The 21,592-nt window shown below is 42.0% G+C and carries 23 protein-coding genes; 22 read left to right on the top strand and 1 reads right to left on the bottom strand.

Going from position 1 to position 21,592, the window contains the following annotated elements:
• Positions 1-80: 80 nt before the first annotated feature.
• From AC0YN6_RS09590 to AC0YN6_RS09680, 19 genes are all read left to right on the top strand, one after another.
• On the top strand, positions 81-305 hold the full coding sequence (locus AC0YN6_RS09590; protein ID WP_475746551.1) for a hypothetical protein: 225 nt from the start codon (positions 81-83) through the stop codon (positions 303-305).
• A gap of 36 nt (positions 306-341) precedes the next feature.
• On the top strand, positions 342-734 hold the full coding sequence (locus AC0YN6_RS09595; RefSeq protein ID WP_475746552.1) for a spore coat protein: 393 nt from the start codon (positions 342-344) through the stop codon (positions 732-734).
• 113 nt (positions 735-847) lie between these two features.
• On the top strand, positions 848-1,339 hold the full coding sequence (locus AC0YN6_RS09600) for an Lrp/AsnC family transcriptional regulator (RefSeq protein ID WP_054028496.1): 492 nt from the start codon (positions 848-850) through the stop codon (positions 1,337-1,339).
• Positions 1,340-1,355: 16 nt separating this feature from the next.
• Positions 1,356-2,576 (top strand): aminotransferase class I/II-fold pyridoxal phosphate-dependent enzyme, encoded by a 1,221-nt coding sequence (locus AC0YN6_RS09605; protein ID WP_475746553.1) that lies wholly within the window; start codon positions 1,356-1,358, stop codon positions 2,574-2,576.
• Positions 2,577-2,668: 92 nt separating this feature from the next.
• Entirely contained in the window at positions 2,669-3,241 is a 573-nt protein-coding gene (locus AC0YN6_RS09610) for a cob(I)yrinic acid a,c-diamide adenosyltransferase (RefSeq protein ID WP_475746554.1), read from the top strand.
• Positions 3,238-4,197, top strand: coding sequence for an RluA family pseudouridine synthase (locus AC0YN6_RS09615; RefSeq protein WP_475746555.1), 960 nt, complete (start codon positions 3,238-3,240; stop codon positions 4,195-4,197). The genes AC0YN6_RS09610 and AC0YN6_RS09615 overlap by 4 nt, the downstream gene beginning before the upstream one ends.
• Before the next feature lie 37 nt (positions 4,198-4,234).
• Positions 4,235-4,615 (top strand): arsenate reductase family protein, encoded by a 381-nt coding sequence (locus AC0YN6_RS09620; protein WP_475746556.1) that lies wholly within the window; start codon positions 4,235-4,237, stop codon positions 4,613-4,615.
• Positions 4,616-4,623: 8 nt separating this feature from the next.
• Positions 4,624-5,829 (top strand): aminotransferase class I/II-fold pyridoxal phosphate-dependent enzyme, encoded by a 1,206-nt coding sequence (locus tag AC0YN6_RS09625; protein WP_475746557.1) that lies wholly within the window; start codon positions 4,624-4,626, stop codon positions 5,827-5,829.
• Between the two features lie 44 nt (positions 5,830-5,873).
• Complete coding sequence (locus AC0YN6_RS09630) at positions 5,874-6,740, top strand: 5'-3' exonuclease (protein WP_475746559.1); 867 nt, start codon at positions 5,874-5,876, stop codon at positions 6,738-6,740.
• 284 nt (positions 6,741-7,024) lie between these two features.
• The gene (locus tag AC0YN6_RS09635) at positions 7,025-7,435 is read left to right on the top strand and encodes a helix-turn-helix domain-containing protein (protein WP_475746560.1); all 411 of its coding nucleotides are present in this window, start codon (positions 7,025-7,027) and stop codon (positions 7,433-7,435) included.
• A gap of 104 nt (positions 7,436-7,539) precedes the next feature.
• Positions 7,540-8,280 (top strand): YveK family protein, encoded by a 741-nt coding sequence (locus tag AC0YN6_RS09640; RefSeq protein WP_475746561.1) that lies wholly within the window; start codon positions 7,540-7,542, stop codon positions 8,278-8,280.
• Positions 8,270-8,932 (top strand): CpsD/CapB family tyrosine-protein kinase, encoded by a 663-nt coding sequence (locus tag AC0YN6_RS09645; RefSeq protein WP_475746562.1) that lies wholly within the window; start codon positions 8,270-8,272, stop codon positions 8,930-8,932. The genes AC0YN6_RS09640 and AC0YN6_RS09645 overlap by 11 nt, the downstream gene beginning before the upstream one ends.
• A gap of 206 nt (positions 8,933-9,138) precedes the next feature.
• Positions 9,139-10,965 carry a polysaccharide biosynthesis protein gene (locus tag AC0YN6_RS09650; RefSeq protein WP_475746563.1) on the top strand — a complete coding sequence of 609 codons (1,827 nt, stop codon included), beginning with the start codon at positions 9,139-9,141 and terminating at the stop codon, positions 10,963-10,965.
• Between the two features lie 25 nt (positions 10,966-10,990).
• Positions 10,991-11,872: a UTP--glucose-1-phosphate uridylyltransferase GalU gene (gene galU, locus AC0YN6_RS09655; protein ID WP_475746564.1), complete on the top strand. Its 882-nt coding sequence runs from the start codon at positions 10,991-10,993 to the stop codon at positions 11,870-11,872.
• A gap of 21 nt (positions 11,873-11,893) precedes the next feature.
• Entirely contained in the window at positions 11,894-13,060 is a 1,167-nt protein-coding gene (locus AC0YN6_RS09660; RefSeq protein WP_475746565.1) for a glycosyltransferase family 4 protein, read from the top strand.
• Positions 13,023-14,210 (top strand): glycosyltransferase, encoded by a 1,188-nt coding sequence (locus AC0YN6_RS09665; protein WP_475746566.1) that lies wholly within the window; start codon positions 13,023-13,025, stop codon positions 14,208-14,210. The genes AC0YN6_RS09660 and AC0YN6_RS09665 overlap by 38 nt, the downstream gene beginning before the upstream one ends.
• Positions 14,101-15,222, top strand: coding sequence for a glycosyltransferase family 1 protein (locus AC0YN6_RS09670; RefSeq protein WP_475746567.1), 1,122 nt, complete (start codon positions 14,101-14,103; stop codon positions 15,220-15,222). Before AC0YN6_RS09665 ends, AC0YN6_RS09670 begins: the two co-directional genes overlap by 110 nt.
• Before the next feature lie 14 nt (positions 15,223-15,236).
• On the top strand, positions 15,237-16,142 hold the full coding sequence (locus AC0YN6_RS09675) for a glycosyltransferase family A protein (protein ID WP_475746568.1): 906 nt from the start codon (positions 15,237-15,239) through the stop codon (positions 16,140-16,142).
• 45 nt (positions 16,143-16,187) lie between these two features.
• The gene (locus tag AC0YN6_RS09680) at positions 16,188-17,258 is read left to right on the top strand and encodes an EpsG family protein (protein ID WP_475746569.1); all 1,071 of its coding nucleotides are present in this window, start codon (positions 16,188-16,190) and stop codon (positions 17,256-17,258) included.
• A 9-nt stretch (positions 17,259-17,267) separates the two neighbouring features.
• Here the strand turns inward: AC0YN6_RS09680 and AC0YN6_RS09685 are convergent, their stop codons facing one another.
• Positions 17,268-17,924 (bottom strand): acetyltransferase, encoded by a 657-nt coding sequence (locus AC0YN6_RS09685; protein WP_475746570.1) that lies wholly within the window; start codon positions 17,922-17,924, stop codon positions 17,268-17,270.
• 205 nt (positions 17,925-18,129) lie between these two features.
• On the opposite strand from AC0YN6_RS09685, the gene AC0YN6_RS09690 reads away from it, so the two are divergent.
• From AC0YN6_RS09690 to AC0YN6_RS09700, 3 genes are all read left to right on the top strand, one after another.
• Positions 18,130-19,212: a nucleotidyltransferase family protein gene (locus AC0YN6_RS09690; protein ID WP_475746571.1), complete on the top strand. Its 1,083-nt coding sequence runs from the start codon at positions 18,130-18,132 to the stop codon at positions 19,210-19,212.
• Positions 19,213-19,411: 199 nt separating this feature from the next.
• Positions 19,412-21,349 carry a lasso peptide isopeptide bond-forming cyclase gene (locus AC0YN6_RS09695; RefSeq protein WP_475746573.1) on the top strand — a complete coding sequence of 646 codons (1,938 nt, stop codon included), beginning with the start codon at positions 19,412-19,414 and terminating at the stop codon, positions 21,347-21,349.
• A gap of 14 nt (positions 21,350-21,363) precedes the next feature.
• On the top strand, positions 21,364-21,495 hold the full coding sequence (locus tag AC0YN6_RS09700; RefSeq protein ID WP_475746574.1) for a paeninodin family lasso peptide: 132 nt from the start codon (positions 21,364-21,366) through the stop codon (positions 21,493-21,495).
• Positions 21,496-21,592: the final 97 nt, after the last annotated feature.

Raw genomic sequence — 21,592 nt, forward strand, 5'->3', positions numbered from 1 at the left:
GAAAAGCTCATAATACAGTAGGCACGAAAAAAAATGGATCAGCTTGTGCTTTTGAACCAAGTTTAGAGGAGGAAGATCATATGTTGCAGCCAATGACGGCAAAAGAACTAGAGTACGTTGCAGACTCTATGTCTAACGAGGATTTGTTAATTAAGCAGTGTGCAACACTTGTTGCTACTGGTACAACACCGGCGCTTAAAAATTTATGTTCTCAAATGATCCAGACGCATCAGCAGCATTACGATTCTTTGCTGCACGCGATCTCGCATCATCAGCAAATGGCTCCAACGCAGCCGCAGCAATAAAGATATTAATAAAAACGCTTTGGGAGGTAAATCTACATGCAGCAGCAAAAGCAATCCATGTTGACAGAGGAAGATTTGGCAGGTACGATATTGGCTGATTTAAAGAGAGTCGTTCGTGAGTATGTGACAGCTGCAACGGAATCGACTTGTCCAGACATTCGCCAATTGTTTACCAAATTGACGGAAAGCACGTTAACACTTCAAGGCCAGATGTTCAATGCGATGCAGCAAGCGAATATGTACAATACTTCATCGCCTGCTCTACGTCAGGAGCTGGACAAGCAGGCGAAGCAATATCAGCAAACAAAGCAAAAAACAAGCCAGTTTTTGCAGCAAAACCTTGGGCAGCAGCAGAGTCAAACGATGTATACGCCGCACATGCAGCAGTCTGGTCAGTATCAACAAGGCTCGCAAACACATTACAATTAAAGACCCCATTGGGGTCTTTCTTTTTTTCACCCTTTTACACTGTCATTGCGCCTGATTCAAAAAAGTTGTAAACTATTCTGTATAATTGCAGTCGTACTGGAAGGAGCTATACAATGACCGAATTACAGATGAAAGTGCTTGAACTGCTGCAGGAGGACGCGCGTAGGGATGCAGATCTGATCGCTACCATGCTTGCCGTAACAACAGAGGAAGTAAAGCAAGCAATCGCCGAGCTCGAGAAGGACCATATTATCGTAAAGTATGCTACAGTTGTAAATTGGAGCAAGATTGATGACCAGAAGGTAACTGCACTTATTGAGGTACAAATTACACCAGAACGCGGTCGCGGATTCGAAGGAATCGCTGAGCGCATTTATTTATATCCAGAAGTAAAATCAGTTTATTTGATGTCTGGCGCTTACGATTTGTTAGTTGAGGTAGAGGGCAAAACGTTGAAAGAGGTTGCCTCTTTTGTATCGAATAAACTATCGCCAATTGACGCGGTATTATCGACTAAAACATTTTTTATATTGAAAAAATACAAACAAGACGGCATTATCTTCGAGGAGCATGAAGGTGATCATCGGTTGATGGTTTCGCCGTGAAAAAAGGGTGATGGCAATGATTAAAGATGAAGAGAAACAACCCTCCACACCTGTGCAGCGTCAATCGATGGCTGATTATTTGTCCCCGCTCGTTCGGGGCATCAAACCGTCGGGAATCCGTCGGTTTTTTGATTTGGTCAGCACGCGCAAGGATGTTATAACACTAGGAGTAGGCGAACCCGATTTTGTTACGCCATGGCATGTCCGGGAAGCTGCTGTATATGCGCTTGAAATGGGTAAAACGCAATACACGTCAAATGCTGGTATGCCTGAGCTGCGCGAAGCGATTGGACAGTATTTAAATGATCAATTTGCTGTGCCATATAACCCTGCGAACGAAATTTTAGTAACGGTTGGCGGCAGTGAAGCCATTGATCTGGCACTTCGTGCCTTTATTGCGCCTGGTGATGAAATATTAATTCCTGAGCCATGTTATATCTCTTACTCACCCATTACGGCACTTACAGGCGGAAAAGCTGTTGGTATCGAAACGTTCGCGAAGGATGAGTTTAAGCTAAAGGCGGAGTCGCTTCAAGCGGTCATTACGCCAAAATCAAAAGTACTTATTTTAAGTTATCCAAGCAATCCGACGGGCGGAACAATGACTTATGAAGATTATCTGCCAATTGCAAAGCTTGTTGAAGAGAATGATCTTATTGTTATTTCGGATGAGATATACGCAGAGCTTACTTATGGATCGAAGCATGTAAGTTTTGCTGCAATGCCAGGAATGAAGGATCGAACCGTTCTCGTAAGCGGCTTCTCGAAGGCGTTCGCGATGACGGGCTGGCGGATGGGTTATGCTTGTGGTCATCCTGATCTTATTGCAGCTATGCTGAAGATTCACCAGTATACAGTCATGTGTGCTCCAATTATGGCACAGTATGCCGCGCTTGAAGCGCTGCAGCACGGTTTGGAGGAGAAGGATCGCATGGTGGAAGCGTACAATCAACGTCGCCGTCTTGTCGTGAAGGGTTTCAGGGAAATTGGACTCGATTGCCATGAACCGCAAGGGGCGTTTTATGCTTTCCCTTCGATCGTATCTACCGGTCTAACGAGCGAGGTATTTGCGCAGCGGCTGCTTGATGAAGCGAATGTTGCTGCTGTTCCTGGTGATGTATTCGGTCTTGGCGGTGAAGGTCATCTTCGCTGCTCATATGCGACTTCCGTTACGAACTTAACCGAAGCGCTAGACAGAATAGGCGGCTTTGTCCATCGTTTGAAGCAAGAAGGCTAATCTAGCGCCTTAAATAAACAGCAGGTCAGGAGATTATCCGACCTGCTGTTTGCATGATTACAGAACAACGGATGAAAAAGGAGGCATGTGCGATGAAATTATATACAAGAACAGGTGATAGCGGCCAGACATCATTAATTGGCGGTCGCGTGCGTAAGGATGATGTTCGTGTCGAGGCATACGGTACGATCGATGAACTGAATTGTTTTGTAGGGCAAGCAGCGGCGGAATCAGCTAAACACGAGGAGCTTGCGGAAATGGCTGCTTGGTTAGTCGACATTCAACAGGAGCTGTTTGATTGCGGCTCAGATCTTGCATACGCTGCCCCGGGAGCCCCATTAAAAATAACCGCAGAGCCTGCTGCGCGATTAGAAGAATGGATCGATAAGTATACTGCAGAGGCGCCAGATATTACGAGATTTATTTTGCCGGGAGGCAGTTCGGTATCGTCGCTATTACATGTATGTCGAACGGTTTGCCGCCGTGCTGAACGTCGTGTTGTCACGCTCTCAGCAGAGCATGCAATCAATCCTGAAGTGCAAACCTACTTAAATCGTTTGTCGGACTTTTTCTTCGCAGCTGCTAGAGCAGCCAATGCGAAGTTAGGGGTACCGGATACAGAGTATGTGCGCAGCGCTGAAGTGTTTCGGAAGCCGAAAAAATGATGGATAGACTAGAGCAGCTGTATTATCGACCATTAGTTGCTGTCGTTAGCGAAGCGGAGCATGGGATGACTGTAAGGCGGGTGCTAGAGCGTCAGCTCGGCGTATCGCGCAAGCTGCTGTCACAAGTGAAGCAGACGGAGCATGGGCTGACTGTAAATGAAAGCAGAGTTTATACAACGGCTCCAGTTGCAGCTGGCGATACTATTCGCATTCGCATGGAGCGGGAAATTTCTGAAGATATTTTACCTCAGCCTATCCCAGTGCAAATTGTATTCGAAGACGAGGATCTGCTTATTGTGAATAAGCCTGCGGGTATGATCGTTCATCCAACGCATGGGCATTACACGAATACGCTTGCCAATGGTATCGTTTATCATTGGCAATTGAAGGGGGAACGGGTTCGCTTTAGGCCCGTTCACCGCTTGGATGAAGAAACATCAGGACTTGTCGCTATTGCGAAAACGTCTTACGTTCATCAGCAGCTTTCCGAACAGATGCAGGCAAACGGAATTTTGAAGCTATATCGAGCTTACGTCTATGGATGTCCTATGCCAAGTGATGGAACGGTTGATGCTCCAATAGACCGTGATCCAGAACAGCCTCATATACGAATCGTAACGCCAGAAGGTTATCCGTCTGTGACGCATTATGAGACGATTGCAAGATTCGACTCTTCTTCGGACAAGCCGGTTGCAGCTGCTGTACGCTTAAAGCTGGAAACAGGACGGACACATCAAATTCGCGTTCATATGAAGCATATTGGCTGTCCGCTTATCGGTGATAAAATGTATGGAACGCAAACGGACGCGGTGGAGGAGTGGGAGGCTGCGGCAGGTCGTCAAGCGCTTCACGCTGAGATACTTGGCTTTACTCATCCGATTACGAAGGAATGGATGGAATGGCAAGCCGCTCTGCCGCCGGAGCTTGAATTATTAGAACGGAAGCTGTCGGAATAAAGTAGGAATAGTTAAAGGTATATTGGAGGATTAGCTCATGACGAAGCAAATACAATTAACGATAATTCAATATCCAAAGTGCGGTACATGCCGCTCGGCGCTCAAATCGCTGCAAAATAAAGGGAATGACGTTCAATCACGCCACATTGTTGAGCAAACGCCAACAGCTGCGGAGTTGAAGGAACTGGTAAAAAACAGCGGCTTGGAGTTGAAGAAGTTTTTTAATACATCTGGTGATGTATACAGAGAGCTAGGCTTGAAGGACAAGCTGCCAACCATGTCTGAGGACGAGAAATATGAGCTCCTCGCATCGAACGGCATGCTGATCAAGCGCCCTATTGTGACTGATGGCAAGACAGTTACCGTTGGCTATAAAGAAGAGCAGTACGAACAAGTTTGGAACAATGGAAAAGGGTGAGTTGACGAATGTCACAGACGAAATGGCGTTCTGAGCGGCTGTCGCAGCTAGGGTCATCTATTTTTGCAGAAGTAACAGCTTGGAAGATATCGGCGTTACAAAGTGGATTAGATATTATCGATCTTGGCATAGGAAGTCCAGATCAACCGCCTTCGGCTGCCGTTAAGCAGGCACTTAGCGAGGCGGCATTACGCAGCGACATGTATGCCTATCCAGCTACAAAAAGCGGGCTGCCCTTCCGCGTGCATGCAGCGAGATGGATGAAGCATCGTTTCGATGTCGAGCTTGATGCAGCAAGCGAGATTGTAACTCTGAATGGCTCACAAGACGGACTGGCACATCTTGCTATGGCGCTTTGCAATCCGGGAGATATGGCTTTGCTGCCTAATCCAGGATATCCAATCTACGCTGCATCTTTAGCGCTTGCAGGAGTCGAATCGGTGCTGATGCCGCTGCGCGAGGAGAATGAATATATGCCTGATTTGGAGGCAATACAAGGTTCAGAGTGGGATCGAGCAAAATTTATTTTGCTCAATTATCCGAATAATCCGATCTCGGCTGTAGCTGATATCGCTTTTTTCGAAAAACTGCTGGATAAGGCTCGAAAACATGATGTATTGGTCGTTCATGATCTTGCGTACTCTGAGATGGGGTTTGATGGCTGTGAGCCGCCAAGCATATTTGAGGTGCCAGGTGCGATTGATCAAGCGGTTGAATTTCATTCCTTGTCCAAGAGCTTCAACATGGCTGGCTGCCGAATCGGTTTTATGGTTGGAAATAGGACTGCAGTAAGCGCTCTTCGCGAGCTGAAAGCTAATATCGATTATGGTGTCTTTGATCCTATCCAGGAGGCAGGAATTGTTGCGCTTCAGGAAGCGATTGAAAATCCGGACTTGCCAAAAGCAGGCAAGCTGTATGAAGAGCGGCGAAATACGATGCTTGAGGCACTTCGAGCAGAAGGGTGGGACATCATCGCTCCGCGAGCGACGATGTTCGTATGGGCACAGCTTCCACCTATGATGTGGTCACAAGATGAGCCTTGGACATCAAGACGAATTTCCCAGGAAATGCTTCGTCAAACCGGTGTCGTCGTTATACCGGGGGAAGCTTTTGGTTCAGAAGGGGAAGGTTATGTCCGAATTGCGCTAGTTGAAAACGAAGAACGATTGAAGGAAGCGGCTAAACGGATTGGATCGTTCATTCGCGGGCAATAAATATAAATAAGATGTTGTTCAGGTTTGAGAGGGGTTTTAAGACAATGAATGAGAAACGGTTACTGTTGGTTGATGGTATGGCGATATTATTTCGGGCGTATTTCGCTACTTCATTCGGAGGCAGTGTTCGTAAAACGAGCGCTGGTATACCTGTAAATGCTGTACATGGCTTTGTTCGTTACTTTATGGACGCAATTAATACATTTAATCCAACGCATGTCGCATGCTGCTGGGATATGGGCAGCACGACATTTCGTACGGAGCAGTATGATGGTTATAAATCGAATCGCCCGGCTGCACCCGAGGATTTGGTCCCGCAGTTCGATCTTGTTAAGGACGTTGTAGCTAGCTTCAATGTGCCGAATATTGGAATAGTTGGCTATGAAGCGGATGACTGCATTGGAACTTTGGCTGCTGCACTAAAGGATCAGGCACAGATTTTTGTAGTAACGGGTGATCATGATATGCTTCAGCTAGTGGACGAACGTGTGTCAGTAGCAATCATGAAGAAGGGTATCGGAAATTACATGGTCTATACCCCAGAGAGCCTGATGGAGGAGCGTCAGCTGACGCCTATTCAAATTATTGATATTAAAGGACTTATGGGTGATACAAGCGACAACTACCCAGGCGTCAAAGGAATCGGCGAAAAGACAGCGCATAAGCTTATTCAGGAGCATGGCTCGATCGAAGGTCTTCTGGCTAACTTAGAGGCTGTATCTAAAACGATTCGCGCAAAAATCGAAGCTGATCTGGATATGCTCCATTTATCTCGTGATTTGGCGACTATTCGGTGTGATGTGCCCGTTTCAGCTGATCTTGAAGGCTGGTGCTGGGCGTATGATCGTGGGAACGTGTTGCTAAAGTTCGACGAGCTGGAGTTTAAGAGCTTGATTTCACTCATTAAATAAGCAAGAAAGATCTTCTTACGAGGCTAAAGCGCCAATGTAAGGAGATCTTTTTTTTGAATAGGATAGACCAAGCCACTTTCTTGTAATTAAAATGTCGATTATTGAACGTATTTGGCGTATATTTTCGAGGCCTATCCTTACAATACGACGATAAAACGAGAATTGCTATTGACCTGTTCTCTTTAAAGAACTAAAATATAATTATTGTCTGTTATAACGTGTTTGTTTTGTGTTGCTTGTGATCAGCTTTACGATTAGATCTAAACTGGCCGAAGGAGAATATTATGATAGGAGAACGGATTAAAAGTCTACGTGAAAAAAAGGGCTACTCGATCACGAAGCTTGCTGATCTAGCAGGCGTATCCAAGTCCTACTTGAGCTACATTGAACGCAATATGCAGAATAACCCATCTCTTCAGGTAATGGCAAAAATAGCAGCTCCACTTGATTCAAACATTGAATATTTACTGGGCGAAGAACATTTACCAAAGATTCATTTGGATGAAACGTTGGATGAGGAATGGCGAATCATTATTAAGAATGCGGTTGATGAAGGGATGAGCAAGGGTGATTTCCAAGTTTTAAAAGACTTGATCCGTTCAAATATGTGGAAGGAAAGCAGGACGGAGGCCAACGTCTATTCAAGTGATAAAAAGAAATCATCAAATATTATAATTCTTCATATCGATAATTGACGTTGAATAAAAAAGAAGGAAACGTGTATTGACACGTTCTATATAAAGAACTAAAATTACCTTATTGTTCTTTATAAAAAACGAAATCGGTAGGTGTCACATGTATGGAAAATAATTTAGATGAGATGCATACAGAAAGAAATGAAAAGGAGAAAAGTAAAGAAATTAACCTCAAGGCATTATATTTCGTCGTAAGAAAAAGATTATGGATCGTTGCTCTTATCACGATTACATTGACGGTATTAGCGGGTGTTTACAACTCCAAACCAGAAACTCCGTTATATGCGGCTTCTAGTCGAATTATTGTTGGCGCTGGTCCTGATATGATGGGAACGGCGCGGACCATGTTTCTGGAGCCGATCTTACTGAACAAGGTAGCCGAGGAGCTTGGACTAGATCGTTCTGCTTCAGAGCTAAGAAGTCGAATCAGACTAGACAGTGTCGATGGCTCTCTGATTTCTGTAATTACAGTTGTTGATTTCGATGCTAATCTAGCTGCTCAAATCGCGAATACGGTAGTTAATGTATATCGTGAAGTAGCTTCCGATACAATCGGAGTAAACAATATTCGAGTTTTAACAGAGGCACAGGCAAGTTCAATTCCTGTTAATGAGGAAAGCAATAAGATAGTATTCATCGCTTTTATAGCTGGTCTTGTTTTAAGCTTAGGCTTCATCTTCTTGCTGGATTCCCTGGATGATTCTATCAGGTCGGAACGAGAGGTTGAGGAGTTATTACACTTAACGATGCTCGGGCAAGTGTCCAAAATAAAGCGAAAAGATTGGGCGAAGCATTCGAAGAAGCAAAAAAGTATTATAGCTAGGGGTGAAACTATTGGTTCGTGAACGAGTAAAACCTGCGAAGTCATTTGTGAATAAAAGCCTGCTCTCTTATACGAATCCACATGGTTCTATTTCTGAGCAATACCGTACCATTAGGAACAATATTCATTATGCTGCTGGAAAAAAAATACGCTCCTTGCTGGTTACATCCCCTTCTAAAGGGGATGGGAAATCAACAGCTACTGTAAACTTGGCTATTTGTATGGCGCAGCGCGGTGATCGGGTACTTGTCATCGATGCAAACTTTAGAAATCCGATTCTCCACCAAATTTTCAACGTACAAACTTCCCCAGGATTATCGAATGTATTAGGTGAACAGCTCGATATTCGTGAAGCGATTTACAATACCGAAGTTGAGAGCCTAGATATTTTACCAAGCGGACAGCGGTTTTACAATTCGACGGAATTGCTCGATTCTCAGCTAATGGTCGATGTCATGGAATATGCAGCTTCAAATTATGATTTCATTTTGCTCGACTGTCCTCCTGTATTAGGGGCTCCTGATACGAATGCTTTAGTAAGTAAATGCGATGGTGTCATTCTGCTGCTAAAGAGCGGTAAAACGTTGCAAGAACAAGCGAAGGAAGCCAAGCGCGCATTGCTGTTTGCTAAAGCTAATATTTTGGGGGTCATACTAAACAAGAAAAGCGTTTGATGATCAAAATCAGCTAGCGCTTTTTTTATGGGTTCGTTGTTCTTTATTAAGTACAAAAGGGTGGCGTGAGAATGGTTAGCTGCCCTTCAGCTATAGAGTCTTTAACTATGAGGTTTTGAATAAGACCTCATACTTAAAAACTCTAACGGGTTTTATTATAAACCTTAATTTAATTTGATTTATCAGTTGGAAAGGGTGAAATAAGTGTGATGTATCGTCAAAGGTTATCATTACTCATTTTAATCGATTCTTTAATCGTGCTAACGGCCATTTTTTTTAGCAGGTTTTTATTGGATGCTTCTCTTCTCGTTGTTACGCCGCCTATTGTTATTAGCGCTATTACGTTGCTGCTTAGCCATCATTTTTTTGCCTTCTATTACAAGCTTTATAAGAAGGCGTGGGAATATGCGAGTGTGGGAGAGCTTATCACGATTACAAAGGCAGTAACATTCTCGATCGTAACAACGGTAGTCTTACAACAAATTGCGCTACAGGATGTATTTTTTCGCTTATTAGCCGTAACGTGGATGATTCATATTCTTCTCATTGGCGGCTCGAGGCTCGTTTGGAGAATTTTAAGGAACGGCTATCATAAAAACGGCGGTCAATACAAGCGGACGTTAATCATCGGTGCGGGTTCGGCGGGTACGATGCTAACGAGGCAGATTATAGGAAATAGTGACACGGAGCTTATGCCTGTAGCGTTCGTGGATGATGACGTTCACAAACATAATCTTGATATTATGGGTATTCCTGTTATTGGAAGCGTGAAGAGCATCGTTGGCATCGTGCGGGATCATAAGATCGAGAATATCGTCATCGCCATTCCTTCTCTCAATAAGAAGCAGTTGAATACAATCTTTACCGAATGCGCCAAAACAGCTGCCAAAACGCAGATTATCCCAATGCTTGAGGATCTGGCTACAGGTAAAGTATCTGTCAATCAATTTCGAGACGTACAGGTTGAGGATCTGCTCGGCCGCCAACCGGTAGAGCTCGATATCGAGAGTATCTCTGGCTATGTTACACAAAAGGTAGTCCTGGTTACTGGGGCAGGCGGCTCCATTGGTTCAGAGGTATGCCGACAAATATCAAAATTTTTACCGGAGAAGCTTATTTTGCTCGGACATGGCGAGAACAGCATCTATTCAATTGAAATGGAATTGAGAGAGCTTTACGGCCATACAAACATTCAATTTATTACTGAAATTGCTGACCTTCAAGATGCGGAGAGGATGTTAGCTGTTATGCAGGCTCATCGTCCTCAGGTGGTATATCATGCAGCGGCGCACAAGCATGTGCCATTAATGGAAAAAAATCCGGAAGAAGCATTCAAAAACAATGTATTAGGCACAATGAACGCTGCCAAAGCGGCAAGCATGAGTCGTGTCGATACGTTTGTAATGATTTCAACAGATAAAGCGGTAAATCCAACGAGTGTAATGGGTGCAACCAAACGAGTTGCGGAAATGGTTATCCAGAATATGGATAAAACGAGCTCGACGAAATTTGTTGCGGTTAGATTCGGTAATGTGCTTGGAAGCCGAGGCAGCGTCATTCCTTTATTCAAGAAGCAGATCGAAAAGGGCGGGCCAGTTACGGTAACTCATCCCGACATGGTACGGTATTTTATGACCATTCCTGAAGCTTCAAGGTTAGTGATACAAGCAGGGGCACTGGCGAGAGGCGGAGAAATTTTTGTACTGGATATGGGTGAACCCGTTAAAATAACGGATCTTGCTCAAAACGTGATCCGCATGTCAGGCTACACAGTTGAAGAAATCGGCATTCATTATACAGGGATTAGACCTGGTGAAAAGTTGTTTGAAGAAATGCTAAAAGATGACGAAAGAAATGAAAAGCAAGTTTATCCCAAGATTTACATAGGAAAATCCATTGAGGTTTATTATGAGGAAATTGAAGAAATTATTAGAGAATTTAACGGAATGAGTAAAACAGAGCTGCGGACTCGGCTACTCGATCTTGCGAATAATGTAGTTGTTTTACCGAAGTTTGCATCGGTTACGGGTTAAATGTAGAAAGAGAGGGGGTAAACCTATGAAAGTAAGAAAAGCAATTATTCCAGCCGCAGGCCTAGGTACAAGATTCCTTCCAGCTACCAAAGCGATGCCAAAGGAAATGCTGCCGATCGTTGATAAACCAACCATTCAATATATCGTGGAAGAGGCAATTGAATCTGGTATTGAAGATATTATTATCGTTACAGGTAAGCACAAACGTGCAATCGAGGATCACTTTGATAACTCGATAGAACTGGAGCAAATACTGACAGCAAAAAATAAATTCGAGCTGTTAAGCGAGGTTCGAAAGTCATCTGATATGGTTGATATCCACTATATTCGTCAGAAGGAGCCCAAAGGCTTAGGGCATGCGATATGGTGTGCCCGTAAGTTTATAGGCAACGAGCCATTTGCTGTGCTGCTTGGAGATGATATCATTTCCGCGGAGAAGCCGTGTATTAGGCAAATGATTGAGAAATACGAGGAATACCGTACCTCAATTATTGGCGTACAGCGTGTAGCGGAGGAGACGGTATCTCGTTACGGTATCGTAGACGGCAGCTTGCTGGAGGAATCCTTTCATCGTGTGAAGCATCTCGTGGAGAAGCCCTTACGTGAGGAAGCGCCGTCTAACCTAGCGATCATGGGACGCTACATTCTAAGTCCAGCGATATTCGATATACTAGGCAATCAATCGCCTGGTGCGGGTGGGGAAATCCAGCTAACAGATGCAATAGCTGCACTTAACCGTTTAGAGGCGGTGTATGCTTATGAATTTGAGGGCAAGCGTTTTGATGTGGGTGAGAAGATGGGCTTCATACAAACGACAATAGAATTTGCTTTGCAAAGGGATGATCTTCGCTTTGAACTGCTGGAATACCTCACGAATATGGTAGAGCGGGAAGTCATTCGCAAATAACGTTGATATAGGATGGTAGAGATGGCTAATAAAATTTTGTTTTGCGCAACGGTTGATTACCATTTCAAGGCCTTTCATTTACCGATTATGGAATGGTTTAAACAGCAGGGCTGGGAGATTCATGTTGCTGCTAAAGGCGAAATCGATCTTCCATTCGTAGACAAGAAATTTAATTTGCCCATTGAACGGTCACCCTTGAGGATTGGAAACGTGAAGGCTTACCGTGAGCTGAAAGCAATCATCAAGGAGCAATGTTACGCTATTATTCATTGTCACACCCCAACGGGTGGAGTACTCACTCGTTTGGCTGCACAAGGAGCTAGAAGAAACGGAACAAAAGTGTTCTATACAGCTCATGGCTTTCACTTCTACAAAGGGGCTTCGATGTTGAGCTGGCTGCTCTATTATCCGATCGAGAAGCAGCTTTCTAGCTTAACCGATTGCTTAATTACGATAAATGATGAGGATTATAACCTAGCCGTTAAGAAGGGCTTTAAAGCTAAGCAAATCGCGCATGTCCATGGTGTAGGTGTAAATACAACGAAGTATAAACCGGTAAACAAAATTGAAAAATGGCGTTTGCGTCAGGAGTTGGATTATCGCATCGATGACTTCTTAATGTTTTATGCAGCTGAATTTAACCAGAACAAAAATCATCAGCTGCTTATTCGGTCACTCGCAGCAATTAAGGATCAAGTTCCGCATGCTCGGCTGCTGCTGGCGGGACAAGGACCTCTTCTAGAGCAATGCCGGGAATTAGCTGCTCAGCTTGGAGTTCTATCAATGGTGCAATTTATCGGCTATCGCACCGATATTGATAAGCTGCTGCCCATGTGCGACGTGGCTGTCGCCTCTAGTCTGCGTGAAGGGCTTCCGGTCAATATCTTGGAGGCTATGGCATGTGGATTGCCGGTCGTAGCTAGTCATAACAGGGGGCACTCTGAGCTAATTGCTGAGGGTGAGAATGGATTTGTTATTGCACAGAATGACTCGGAGTTGTTTGCAAGCAGGCTGCTGCAGCTGAGCGAATCGATCGAGCTGAGACAGAGAATGGGACTTAAAGGTTTGCAATTAGTGCAGAAATACGGTTTGTTTCAAGTGAAGCAAGAGCTCGAAAAAACATATATGTCTATTATGCTAGGGGGACCAGATGAATCCCAAAGTGAGTATCATAGTGCCTATATATAATATGGAAAACTATCTAGTCAGATGTTTAAAAAGCTTATTGACACAGAGTTTAATTGATATTGAAATTATTGCAATTAATGATGGATCTAGTGATTCTAGTTTGAAGATTCTTCAGCAATACGCTCAAATGGATTCACGAATGATAATCATCGATAAAGAGAACGGTGGAGTATCTGCCGCAAGAAACGAAGGCGTGTTTGCAGCCAGAGGAGAGTACATAGGGTTCGTTGATCCGGATGATTGGATTAACCAGAACATGTATGAGGAAATGTATTGTGAGGCTCTTCAGGAAGATGCAGATATTGTTATGTGCACCTACATTCGAGAGTACAAGACGCATTCTAAGGAAAAAACTTTTTATTATCCTGAGAAGCTTATGTATCGTTCGGAAGAAGTGAAAGTTAATATTGTTAGACGTCTTGTGGGGCCATTGAATGAGGAACTTTCGAATCCGGAAAATTTGGATGCTTGGGGGACGGTATGGTCAAAGCTATATCGAGCTGAATTGTTGAAAAAAAATCAGTTGAAATTCATGGACCTTAGTGTGATCGGGAGCAATGAAGATACACTCTATAACATTCATGCTTGCTATTATGCGAAATCTTTTGTTTTTCTTAATCGCCCATATTACCATTATTGGCGCGGGAACACAGCATCCATTACATCTACATATAATCCGATGCTGGCAGAGAAATTTGGCGCACTCTATCGTGCAATAGAATCGTTTATAACAGAAAAAAAGCTGCCCATTGCATATAAAACAGCCTTAAACAATCGGATTTGTATGAATATATTAGGTTTGGGCCTTAATATCATGAGTGAGGATAAGCCTGCTGGCATACGAAAGAAACTTATCGCTTTAAATCACCTGCTGCGTAATGAACGTATAAGCGATTCACTCAAACCGTTTGATACGAGCAATTGTACTTTGGTTTGGAAGACTTTTTTCTTTTGTGCAAAATTAAAATTTTCATTAGCTATTTATTTGATGCTGACAACAATTAATTGGATGAGAAAAAGAAATACGGGGAGGACTCAAATTGCAACCGATTCGAATTTTGCAAGTAGTCACAGTGATGAACCGCGGCGGTCTAGAAACGATGATCATGAACTACTACCGACAAATGGATCGAAGCAAAATACAATTTGACTTTTTGGTTCATCGTGCGACAGAAGGCCAATTTGATCAAGAGATTAAACAATTAGGCGGAAATATTTATCATATGCCTCAGATTAGGCCGGGTAACTATCGAAAATATTTTAAGCAGCTGGACGACTTTTTTGAGAAACATAATTATTATAGCGTGGTCCACTCACATATAAACGAGAACAGCAGTTTTATTCTTAAAGCAGCCAAGAAGGCGAGCATTCCATGTCGTATTATGCATAGCCACACAAGTGATCTTGGACTCGACATAAAGCTGCCTTTTCGTCTATATGCAAGATTGTCTATGGGATATAATCCGAGCAGTTATTTTGCATGCTCGAAGAAGGCTGGGCGCTGGTTATTTGGAAAGCGAATAAGCGAGTCTGGTAAAGTGATCGTCCTAAAAAATGCTGTTAATGTTAATGATTTTTTATACAATCCAGTAATTCGCGATGAAATCAGACAAGAGTTAGCAGCAGAAGAACGTTTAGTAATTGGCCATATTGGAAGATTTAATGAGTCGAAAAATCATGATTTTTTAATAGACGTGTTTAATGAGGTTCATAAAAAGAACGCTAATTCATTGTTAGTTCTAGCGGGTGACGGTGATCTTAGACCCGTCATAGAGCAGAAAGTGAAGAAACTTGGACTATCTGAGCATGTAAAATTTCTCGGAGTTCGTAATGATATCTACAGATTGATGCAGGGAATTGATTTGTTCCTTTTTCCATCCATATTTGAAGGATTACCAGTCGTTATGGTCGAGGCGCAGGCTGCGGGGTTAAACTGTGTGGTTTCTGATAGCATAACGACTGAAGCTGATATAACGGGAAGAATTCAATTTGTTAGTTTAAAGGAATCAGCTGAGTACTGGTCAGAGAAAATTATCTCTACTACATATGAACATGCAGATACTTCTGAAGCATTACGAAATAATGGATACGATTCGATTACAATGACCAAATGGCTCTCCGAGTATTATATGAGTCAAATAGCGAAGGCGGTTCCAGGATAATGGAGGGTAATAGTGTGAAACCGATGTTGACTGTATTTACACCGACGTATAATCGTGCTTATACGCTTCATCTTTGCTACGAGAGTTTAAAACGTCAGAGTTGTAAGGATTTTGTATGGCTTATTATTGATGACGGTTCTACGGACAATACAAAGGAGCTCGTAGCGCGATGGATGGAGGAGAATAACATCCCGATTCGTTACTACTACCAAGAAAACCAAGGGATGCATGGGGCACATAATACTGCATACGAACTTATTGATACTGAGCTGAATGTCTGTATAGATTCGGACGACTATATGTCGGATGATGCGGTGGAAAAAATAACGGCTCTCTGGAGGAAGGAAGGCAACAGCCATTGTGCAGGAATGGTGGGGCTTGATGCCGCTCCGAGCGGTGATCTAATCGGAACGATAATGCCAGAAAATATGAAATCATCTAAGTTGACGGATCTGTATGCGAAGCATAATGTCAAGGGAGACAAAAAACTAGTGTACCGATCAGAGCTGACGAGAAAATATCCGCCGTATCCTGTTTTTCAGGGGGAAAAGTACTGTCCTCTATCTTATAAATATATCCTCATTGATCAAGATTACTCTCTGCTGATTATGAATGAGGTGCTCTGCTTTGTAGAATATATGCCTGATGGCTCTAGTTTGAACATCATTAAGCAGTACAAAAAAAATCCCCAAGGTTTTTCTTTTTTTAGAAAAATTGCAATGGCCCACGCTACTTCATTCAAAGAGAGATTCCGGGAAGCTATTCATTATGTATCTAGCAGTGTGATGATTAGAAACAGAAGATTTTTATTGGAATCACCTTGTAAATGGACTACCTTCATTGCTATCCCCTTTGGAATTATGCTTTATCTTTATATTCAGAATACGAGTAAATCAACTGTTTTAAAATCAAATAGTTAGTTAAAGGGTTGGAAAAAATAAAAAAAAAAGAGGAGGGGACAGAGAATGACGATATTGTGGTTTACACTTATGTTCGTATTCATTATTTCATTAACAGCTAGATATTTTTCTGTTCCCGCTGTAAACGGTCCATTATTTATTAGTCCGAACAAGTTTTTGGCTATATTAGCAGCTTTTTTGCTCGCCATGGTCTCAGGACTTCGAAATAATATTGGGGACACGCACTCTTACATGCGAAGTTATGAGAAGGGTGATTTCAGTTGGGAAGCAGTTGTTCAAACAAATGATATTGGATTCAATATATTCCAAATGCTGCTGAAACTTATATCGAATGATCCTCAAATTTTAATATTAACTACCGCATTAGTTACCAACCTGTTAATTGCAATGGTGTTATTTAAGTATGCAAGGTTATATGAATTAGGTCTATATTTGTACATAACGACGGGAGCATTTACGGTCTCCATGAATGGGATCAGACAGTTTTTGGCAACCTCAATAATTTTTGCTGCTACTAAATTTTTGTTAGATGGTAGCTGGAAAAAGTATATGGCGGTTGTTATAATAGCTTCTTTATTTCATCAAAGTGCGTTAGTGATGATTCCAATCTACTTTATAGTCCGTCGAAAAGCGTGGACCCGAACAACGGGAGCACTCTTAACGTTAGCCATTCTTATTGTCATGGGATTCAACCAATTCTCAGAACTGTTATTTTCCGCGATTAAAGACACGCAATACGGCCATTATGAAAGTTTTGCAGAAGGTGGCGCAAGTGTTTTCAGAGCTCTAGTATGGTCCGCACCACCGCTTCTAGCTTATTTTGGGAGAGAAAAGCTTAGAGCACTATTTCCAAAGAGTGATATCATAGTTAATTTATCCATTGTAGGTACTGTTTTAATGATTATCTCTACACAAAATTGGATATTTGCAAGAATGGCCATTTATTTCAATTTGTATCAGATTATTTTGATTGCATGGGTTATTAAAGTATTTCGTAAGAAAGATCAAAAATTAGTTTATATGATCATTGTTCTTTCCTATTTAGCATTTTTCTTTTACGAGAATAGCATCATTCTGAATATTAAATATAAAAGTGATTTTCTAATTTGGCCGTAGCTTAAATAGTTAAAGGTAACGCTCACCGATCTCCCGTTTTCTTATTAATTTAGCAGGTGTTCCATAGGTAACCACTTGTGAAGGAATATCGGATAAGACAGTAGATCCGGCACCGACTACAGTATGTTCGCCGACTGTTATGCCGTGAATAATAGTTGCGCCTATGGAAATAACGGAAAAATCGCCAATGGTTACATTGCCGCCAGTACAAGAGTTCGGAGAAAATGTAACAAAGTTCCCTACTGTTGAGTCATGATCCAATGATGCATGCGAATAAAGGATAGAGTGATTTCCAATCGATGCATCACTATTTATCGTACAGCTGGATAAAATGACGGTTCCTTCACCTATTTTAGCGCCTCTAGCAATGGAGGATGAAGGGTGGATAGCGGTAATAAATTTAAAATTGGGATTCATTTCAGTTATTTTAGCTGCTGCACAAGATCTAAGCCAATTGTCTCCGATAGCTACGATTCCACTGCTTACATATTCGCTGTTTGTCGCTAGCCAAGTTTCGTCGCCTAAGATCTTATAGCCATAAAAATCACTTCCCGCTGGCTTAAATCCATCCAATAATCCTACGATCGTAAAGAGCTTTGTTTTCTCAATTGTATCAATAACTGTTTTTGCATGGCCGCCTGCACCGTACACGATTATGTTTTGCATGTACCGATCCTCCTTAATTGCTGCTCCCTTTAATGAACAATTTCATTTTAACAGAATTCATTATGATTATCTGAATAATTGTGAAGATTCCAAAAGGCAATTGACAGATTTTGCAAATAATGATAATCTTCAGTTACGTTCTCTTTATAGAACAAAATATAAAATTTTCGTTCGTTATTTGTTAATAGTTATGAAGGAGAATTTCATGAATAGCAACGTCACTTTACATATGGATGAGATGTCAATTGAATTGCGTCTTCTGCTTGCTTTTCTTTCCACAGATCAAGTGGAAGAGTTTATTTTCAATAATCAAGAACTGCTGCAAGAGGTGGACTGGAACCGACTGAATGAATTGGCAAGACATCATAGAGTATACCATTGTCTCATTTATAAGTTACAAGCTCTTAAGCTGGAAAACTTCTTTGTAACGCAATTGTACCTTCGTGATAACTATTTAAATACGAAGCAAATGCTCGCGTTATGCGGTGAAATGGAGCAAATTATAAAAGTGTTTTCTGAACAAGGTGTTCGATCGTTAATTCTGCAGGATCCTAAAATAGGCACCAATGGATATGGGGATGCTTCAATTAGCAGCACCTTTGAATTGAAGCTTCTTCTTCCGCAAAGGGAGCTGGAACAGGCTGAGAAGCATCTTGAATCTCTCGGTTATATGAAGGATAACAGCATAGGAAGGACATTCAATGAAGCGATGTGGAAGCAGGCCAGCTCCACTTTACTGCATCCGAATAAGCGGATAAAGGTAGAGCTTTATTGGAAGTTAAAGCCTATTCAATTAAATGAAGCGAATTTCAATGAGCTATGGAGCAGGAAGAGGGAAAATACGCTGATCAGCCATCCAACCTACTATTTGGGTAGAGAAGATTTGTTTATGTTTCTCATCTCTTATGGAGCCCGTTATGGTTGGTCTAGGCTTCGTTGGTTACTGGACGTCAAAGAGCTTGTTAATCAAAAATTAGATTGGTCGAAGATCATTTATTTACTGAAGAAGCAACGCTTTACCCATATTGGAGGGCAAGCGATGCTCCTTGCAGCGCGCTTACTTTCGCTGCCGCTTCAAGAAGAAATGAAACCGCTGGTGACAAGCAGAAAAGCTTACTGGTTAGCGGAAGACGCTATGTTCTATATCTATCGATTAGTTGATTTAGAAGCCTCACCGATTTCGGAAGAAATATGTAAATATCACAAACGCTATTTATTCAGCTTGCTTACTTTACAGGAAAAAATGCTATTTATATATTACCGGCTGCTTATTCGTAATAGTAATTGACAGCAAGAAACAGAAATGGTATTCTAATTTTGTTCTCTATAAAGAACTTAGGTGGGTAAACAAATTGAATACTCATACAAATTCAAAGAAAAATCGGACAAAAAGTGGGGCAAAATAACTAGTCTCGATACATTTATAGTTCATTATAAAGAACGAAAATGGATGGCCTTCACTGGCTGCTACCAAACGGGAGGAACTAATGAGTGCCATCGCAGGAATATATCATCTGAATGAAGAGTCGGTGAATTTGGAGGACGGTAGTAATTTAATGGGGTGCTTACAGAAGTATCCTGCTGATGACATTCAGATCTGGCATCACGAACATCTCTTTCTCGGTTGTCATGCTCAGTGGATTACGCCCGAATCAGTTGGTGAACAGCTCCCCTATTACGATAGCAACAGACGATTGGCGATTACAGCCGATGCGATTATTGACAATCGGGATGAGTTATTTGAGAGGCTGCAGGTTCGACGTGACGAGCAAACAGGTATGCCTGACAGTCAATTAATATTGCTTGCGTACTGCAAGTGGGGCGAAGAAGCTCCGAAGTATTTGGTCGGAGATTTCACTTTTATGATCTGGGATGAGCGAAAACGTCAACTGTTTGGGGCGAGAGACTATTCAGGCAGCCGGACAATGTATTTCTACCGTAATAACCAACGTTTTGCATTTTGTACGACAATGCAGCCATTGTTTTCATTACCTTATATTGAGAAACAGCTTAATGAAGATTGGTTGGCTGAGTTTTTGGCGATACCTGGTATGCAGGAGGCGGTGAGTACTTTTTCATCAGTCTATAAAAACATCGAGCAATTACCTCCCTCCCATACTATTTCGGTTATTGGAGGAAGAGTAACCTTTACAAGGTACTGTACGCTCATTCCGGGGAATCAGTTGATTTTAAAGTCAAATGAAGAATATGAAGAAGCATTCCGTGACGTTTTTCAAAAAGCGGTCAGCGAACAGACCCGTACTCATCGCCTTGTGGGAGCTCGTCTGAGTGGGGGATTGGATTCTGGAGCTGTTGTCAGTTTTGCCGCTAAAGCATTACGCCAGGAGAATAAACGATTACATACATTCAGTTACGTTCCAGTCAATGATTTTGAAGATTGGACGCCGAAGAGTAGAATGGCTGACGAAAGACCATATATAAATTCAACGGTACAATACGTAGGGAATATAAGCGATCAATATTTAGATTTTAAAGAATATAACGCATATTCGGAATTAAACGATTGGCTTGAAACATTAGAAAAACCATACAAATTTTTTGAAAACTCCTTTTGGATTAAAGGGATTTATGAGGAAGCTAATAAAAATGATGTTGGCGTGTTATTAAATGGCGGGAGAGGGAATTATTCAATATCCTGGGGACCTGCTTTAGACTACTACGCTATTTTATTGAGAAAGCTCAGTTTAACTCGCTTTTATCATGAAATGCAATTATATAGTAAAAATAAAATGATAGGAAGAAAGAAATTCTTATCAGTTGTTGGAAAAAAAGCATTCCCGATTATTAAAAGATTTTTGCCGCCTGAGGAACAGTATCATTTTCCCATGTTGATTAATCCGGAACTTGCAAGAAGGACCGATGTCTATCATAAACTCAAAGAGCAAGGAATTAACGTATCGGGGGCTTATGAGCTAGATGTTTATGAATCGAGAAAAAAACATTTTGAGCAGTTCAATTCTTGGAATGTAACCGGAACAAGTAAAACAATGCATTCTTTACGGTATTCATTATGGGATCGTGATCCGACAAATGATATACGGGTAGTTAAATTTTGTTTGTCCGTACCGGAAGAACAATATGTTCAAAACGGCTTTGATCGATCCTTAATTCGGAGATCAACGGAAAACTTTCTGCCTGATAAAGTTAGGTTGAACATGCGGGTTCGAGGCATTCAAGGAGCTGACGGGGTTCATCGTATGAAAGGCTCATGGCATTTTTTTATCGACGAGATTCAGCAACTAATCGCAGACCCAGAGATAGCAGATATTATTAATTTAGATGTGGTTCAAGCTGCCATTTCGAGGTTTAGAAAAGGGCCTCGCACAGAATATGCTTATGATGCAGATTTTAAAGTTTTGATGCGAAGCTTAATCGTATACCGATTCATCAAAAAACATGCTTGAAGGGAGGTGATTGAATGCGCAAAGAATGGGGAAAACCGAAATTGGAAATTCTTGATATCAATATGACTATGGCGGGTCCAGGTATTAGGTATGCAGATATCGAAAACGATGATCCTGATGAGCACGAGGCAGACCACTATAGCTGATTGAACTAACTGCAAATGAAGTTTGTAGCGCTCTTATACAAGTGAAAAGTATAAGGGCGCTTTTCTAAAAATTTCTGAATTTTTTGGAGTGAAAACG

It is taken from the genome of Paenibacillus sp. J22P15 (genome assembly GCF_056269345.1).

What these genes read in the sequence shown, in the direction of transcription:
- AC0YN6_RS09590 (WP_475746551.1), top strand. Translation starts at nt 81, where the DNA reads ATGTTGCAGCCAATGACGGCAAAAGAACTAGAGTACGTTGCAGACTCT.
- AC0YN6_RS09595 (WP_475746552.1), top strand. Translation starts at nt 342, where the DNA reads ATGCAGCAGCAAAAGCAATCCATGTTGACAGAGGAAGATTTGGCAGGT.
- AC0YN6_RS09600 (WP_054028496.1), top strand. Translation starts at nt 848, where the DNA reads ATGACCGAATTACAGATGAAAGTGCTTGAACTGCTGCAGGAGGACGCG.
- AC0YN6_RS09605 (WP_475746553.1), top strand. Translation starts at nt 1,356, where the DNA reads ATGATTAAAGATGAAGAGAAACAACCCTCCACACCTGTGCAGCGTCAA.
- AC0YN6_RS09610 (WP_475746554.1), top strand. Translation starts at nt 2,669, where the DNA reads ATGAAATTATATACAAGAACAGGTGATAGCGGCCAGACATCATTAATT.
- AC0YN6_RS09615 (WP_475746555.1), top strand. Translation starts at nt 3,238, where the DNA reads ATGATGGATAGACTAGAGCAGCTGTATTATCGACCATTAGTTGCTGTC.
- AC0YN6_RS09620 (WP_475746556.1), top strand. Translation starts at nt 4,235, where the DNA reads ATGACGAAGCAAATACAATTAACGATAATTCAATATCCAAAGTGCGGT.
- AC0YN6_RS09625 (WP_475746557.1), top strand. Translation starts at nt 4,624, where the DNA reads ATGTCACAGACGAAATGGCGTTCTGAGCGGCTGTCGCAGCTAGGGTCA.
- AC0YN6_RS09630 (WP_475746559.1), top strand. Translation starts at nt 5,874, where the DNA reads ATGAATGAGAAACGGTTACTGTTGGTTGATGGTATGGCGATATTATTT.
- AC0YN6_RS09635 (WP_475746560.1), top strand. Translation starts at nt 7,025, where the DNA reads ATGATAGGAGAACGGATTAAAAGTCTACGTGAAAAAAAGGGCTACTCG.
- AC0YN6_RS09640 (WP_475746561.1), top strand. Translation starts at nt 7,540, where the DNA reads ATGGAAAATAATTTAGATGAGATGCATACAGAAAGAAATGAAAAGGAG.
- galU (WP_475746564.1), top strand. Translation starts at nt 10,991, where the DNA reads ATGAAAGTAAGAAAAGCAATTATTCCAGCCGCAGGCCTAGGTACAAGA.
- AC0YN6_RS09660 (WP_475746565.1), top strand. Translation starts at nt 11,894, where the DNA reads ATGGCTAATAAAATTTTGTTTTGCGCAACGGTTGATTACCATTTCAAG.
- AC0YN6_RS09665 (WP_475746566.1), top strand. Translation starts at nt 13,023, where the DNA reads ATGAATCCCAAAGTGAGTATCATAGTGCCTATATATAATATGGAAAAC.
- AC0YN6_RS09680 (WP_475746569.1), top strand. Translation starts at nt 16,188, where the DNA reads ATGACGATATTGTGGTTTACACTTATGTTCGTATTCATTATTTCATTA.
- AC0YN6_RS09685 (WP_475746570.1), bottom strand. Translation starts at nt 17,924, where the DNA reads ATGCAAAACATAATCGTGTACGGTGCAGGCGGCCATGCAAAAACAGTT.
- AC0YN6_RS09690 (WP_475746571.1), top strand. Translation starts at nt 18,130, where the DNA reads ATGAATAGCAACGTCACTTTACATATGGATGAGATGTCAATTGAATTG.
- AC0YN6_RS09695 (WP_475746573.1), top strand. Translation starts at nt 19,412, where the DNA reads ATGAGTGCCATCGCAGGAATATATCATCTGAATGAAGAGTCGGTGAAT.
- AC0YN6_RS09700 (WP_475746574.1), top strand. Translation starts at nt 21,364, where the DNA reads ATGCGCAAAGAATGGGGAAAACCGAAATTGGAAATTCTTGATATCAAT.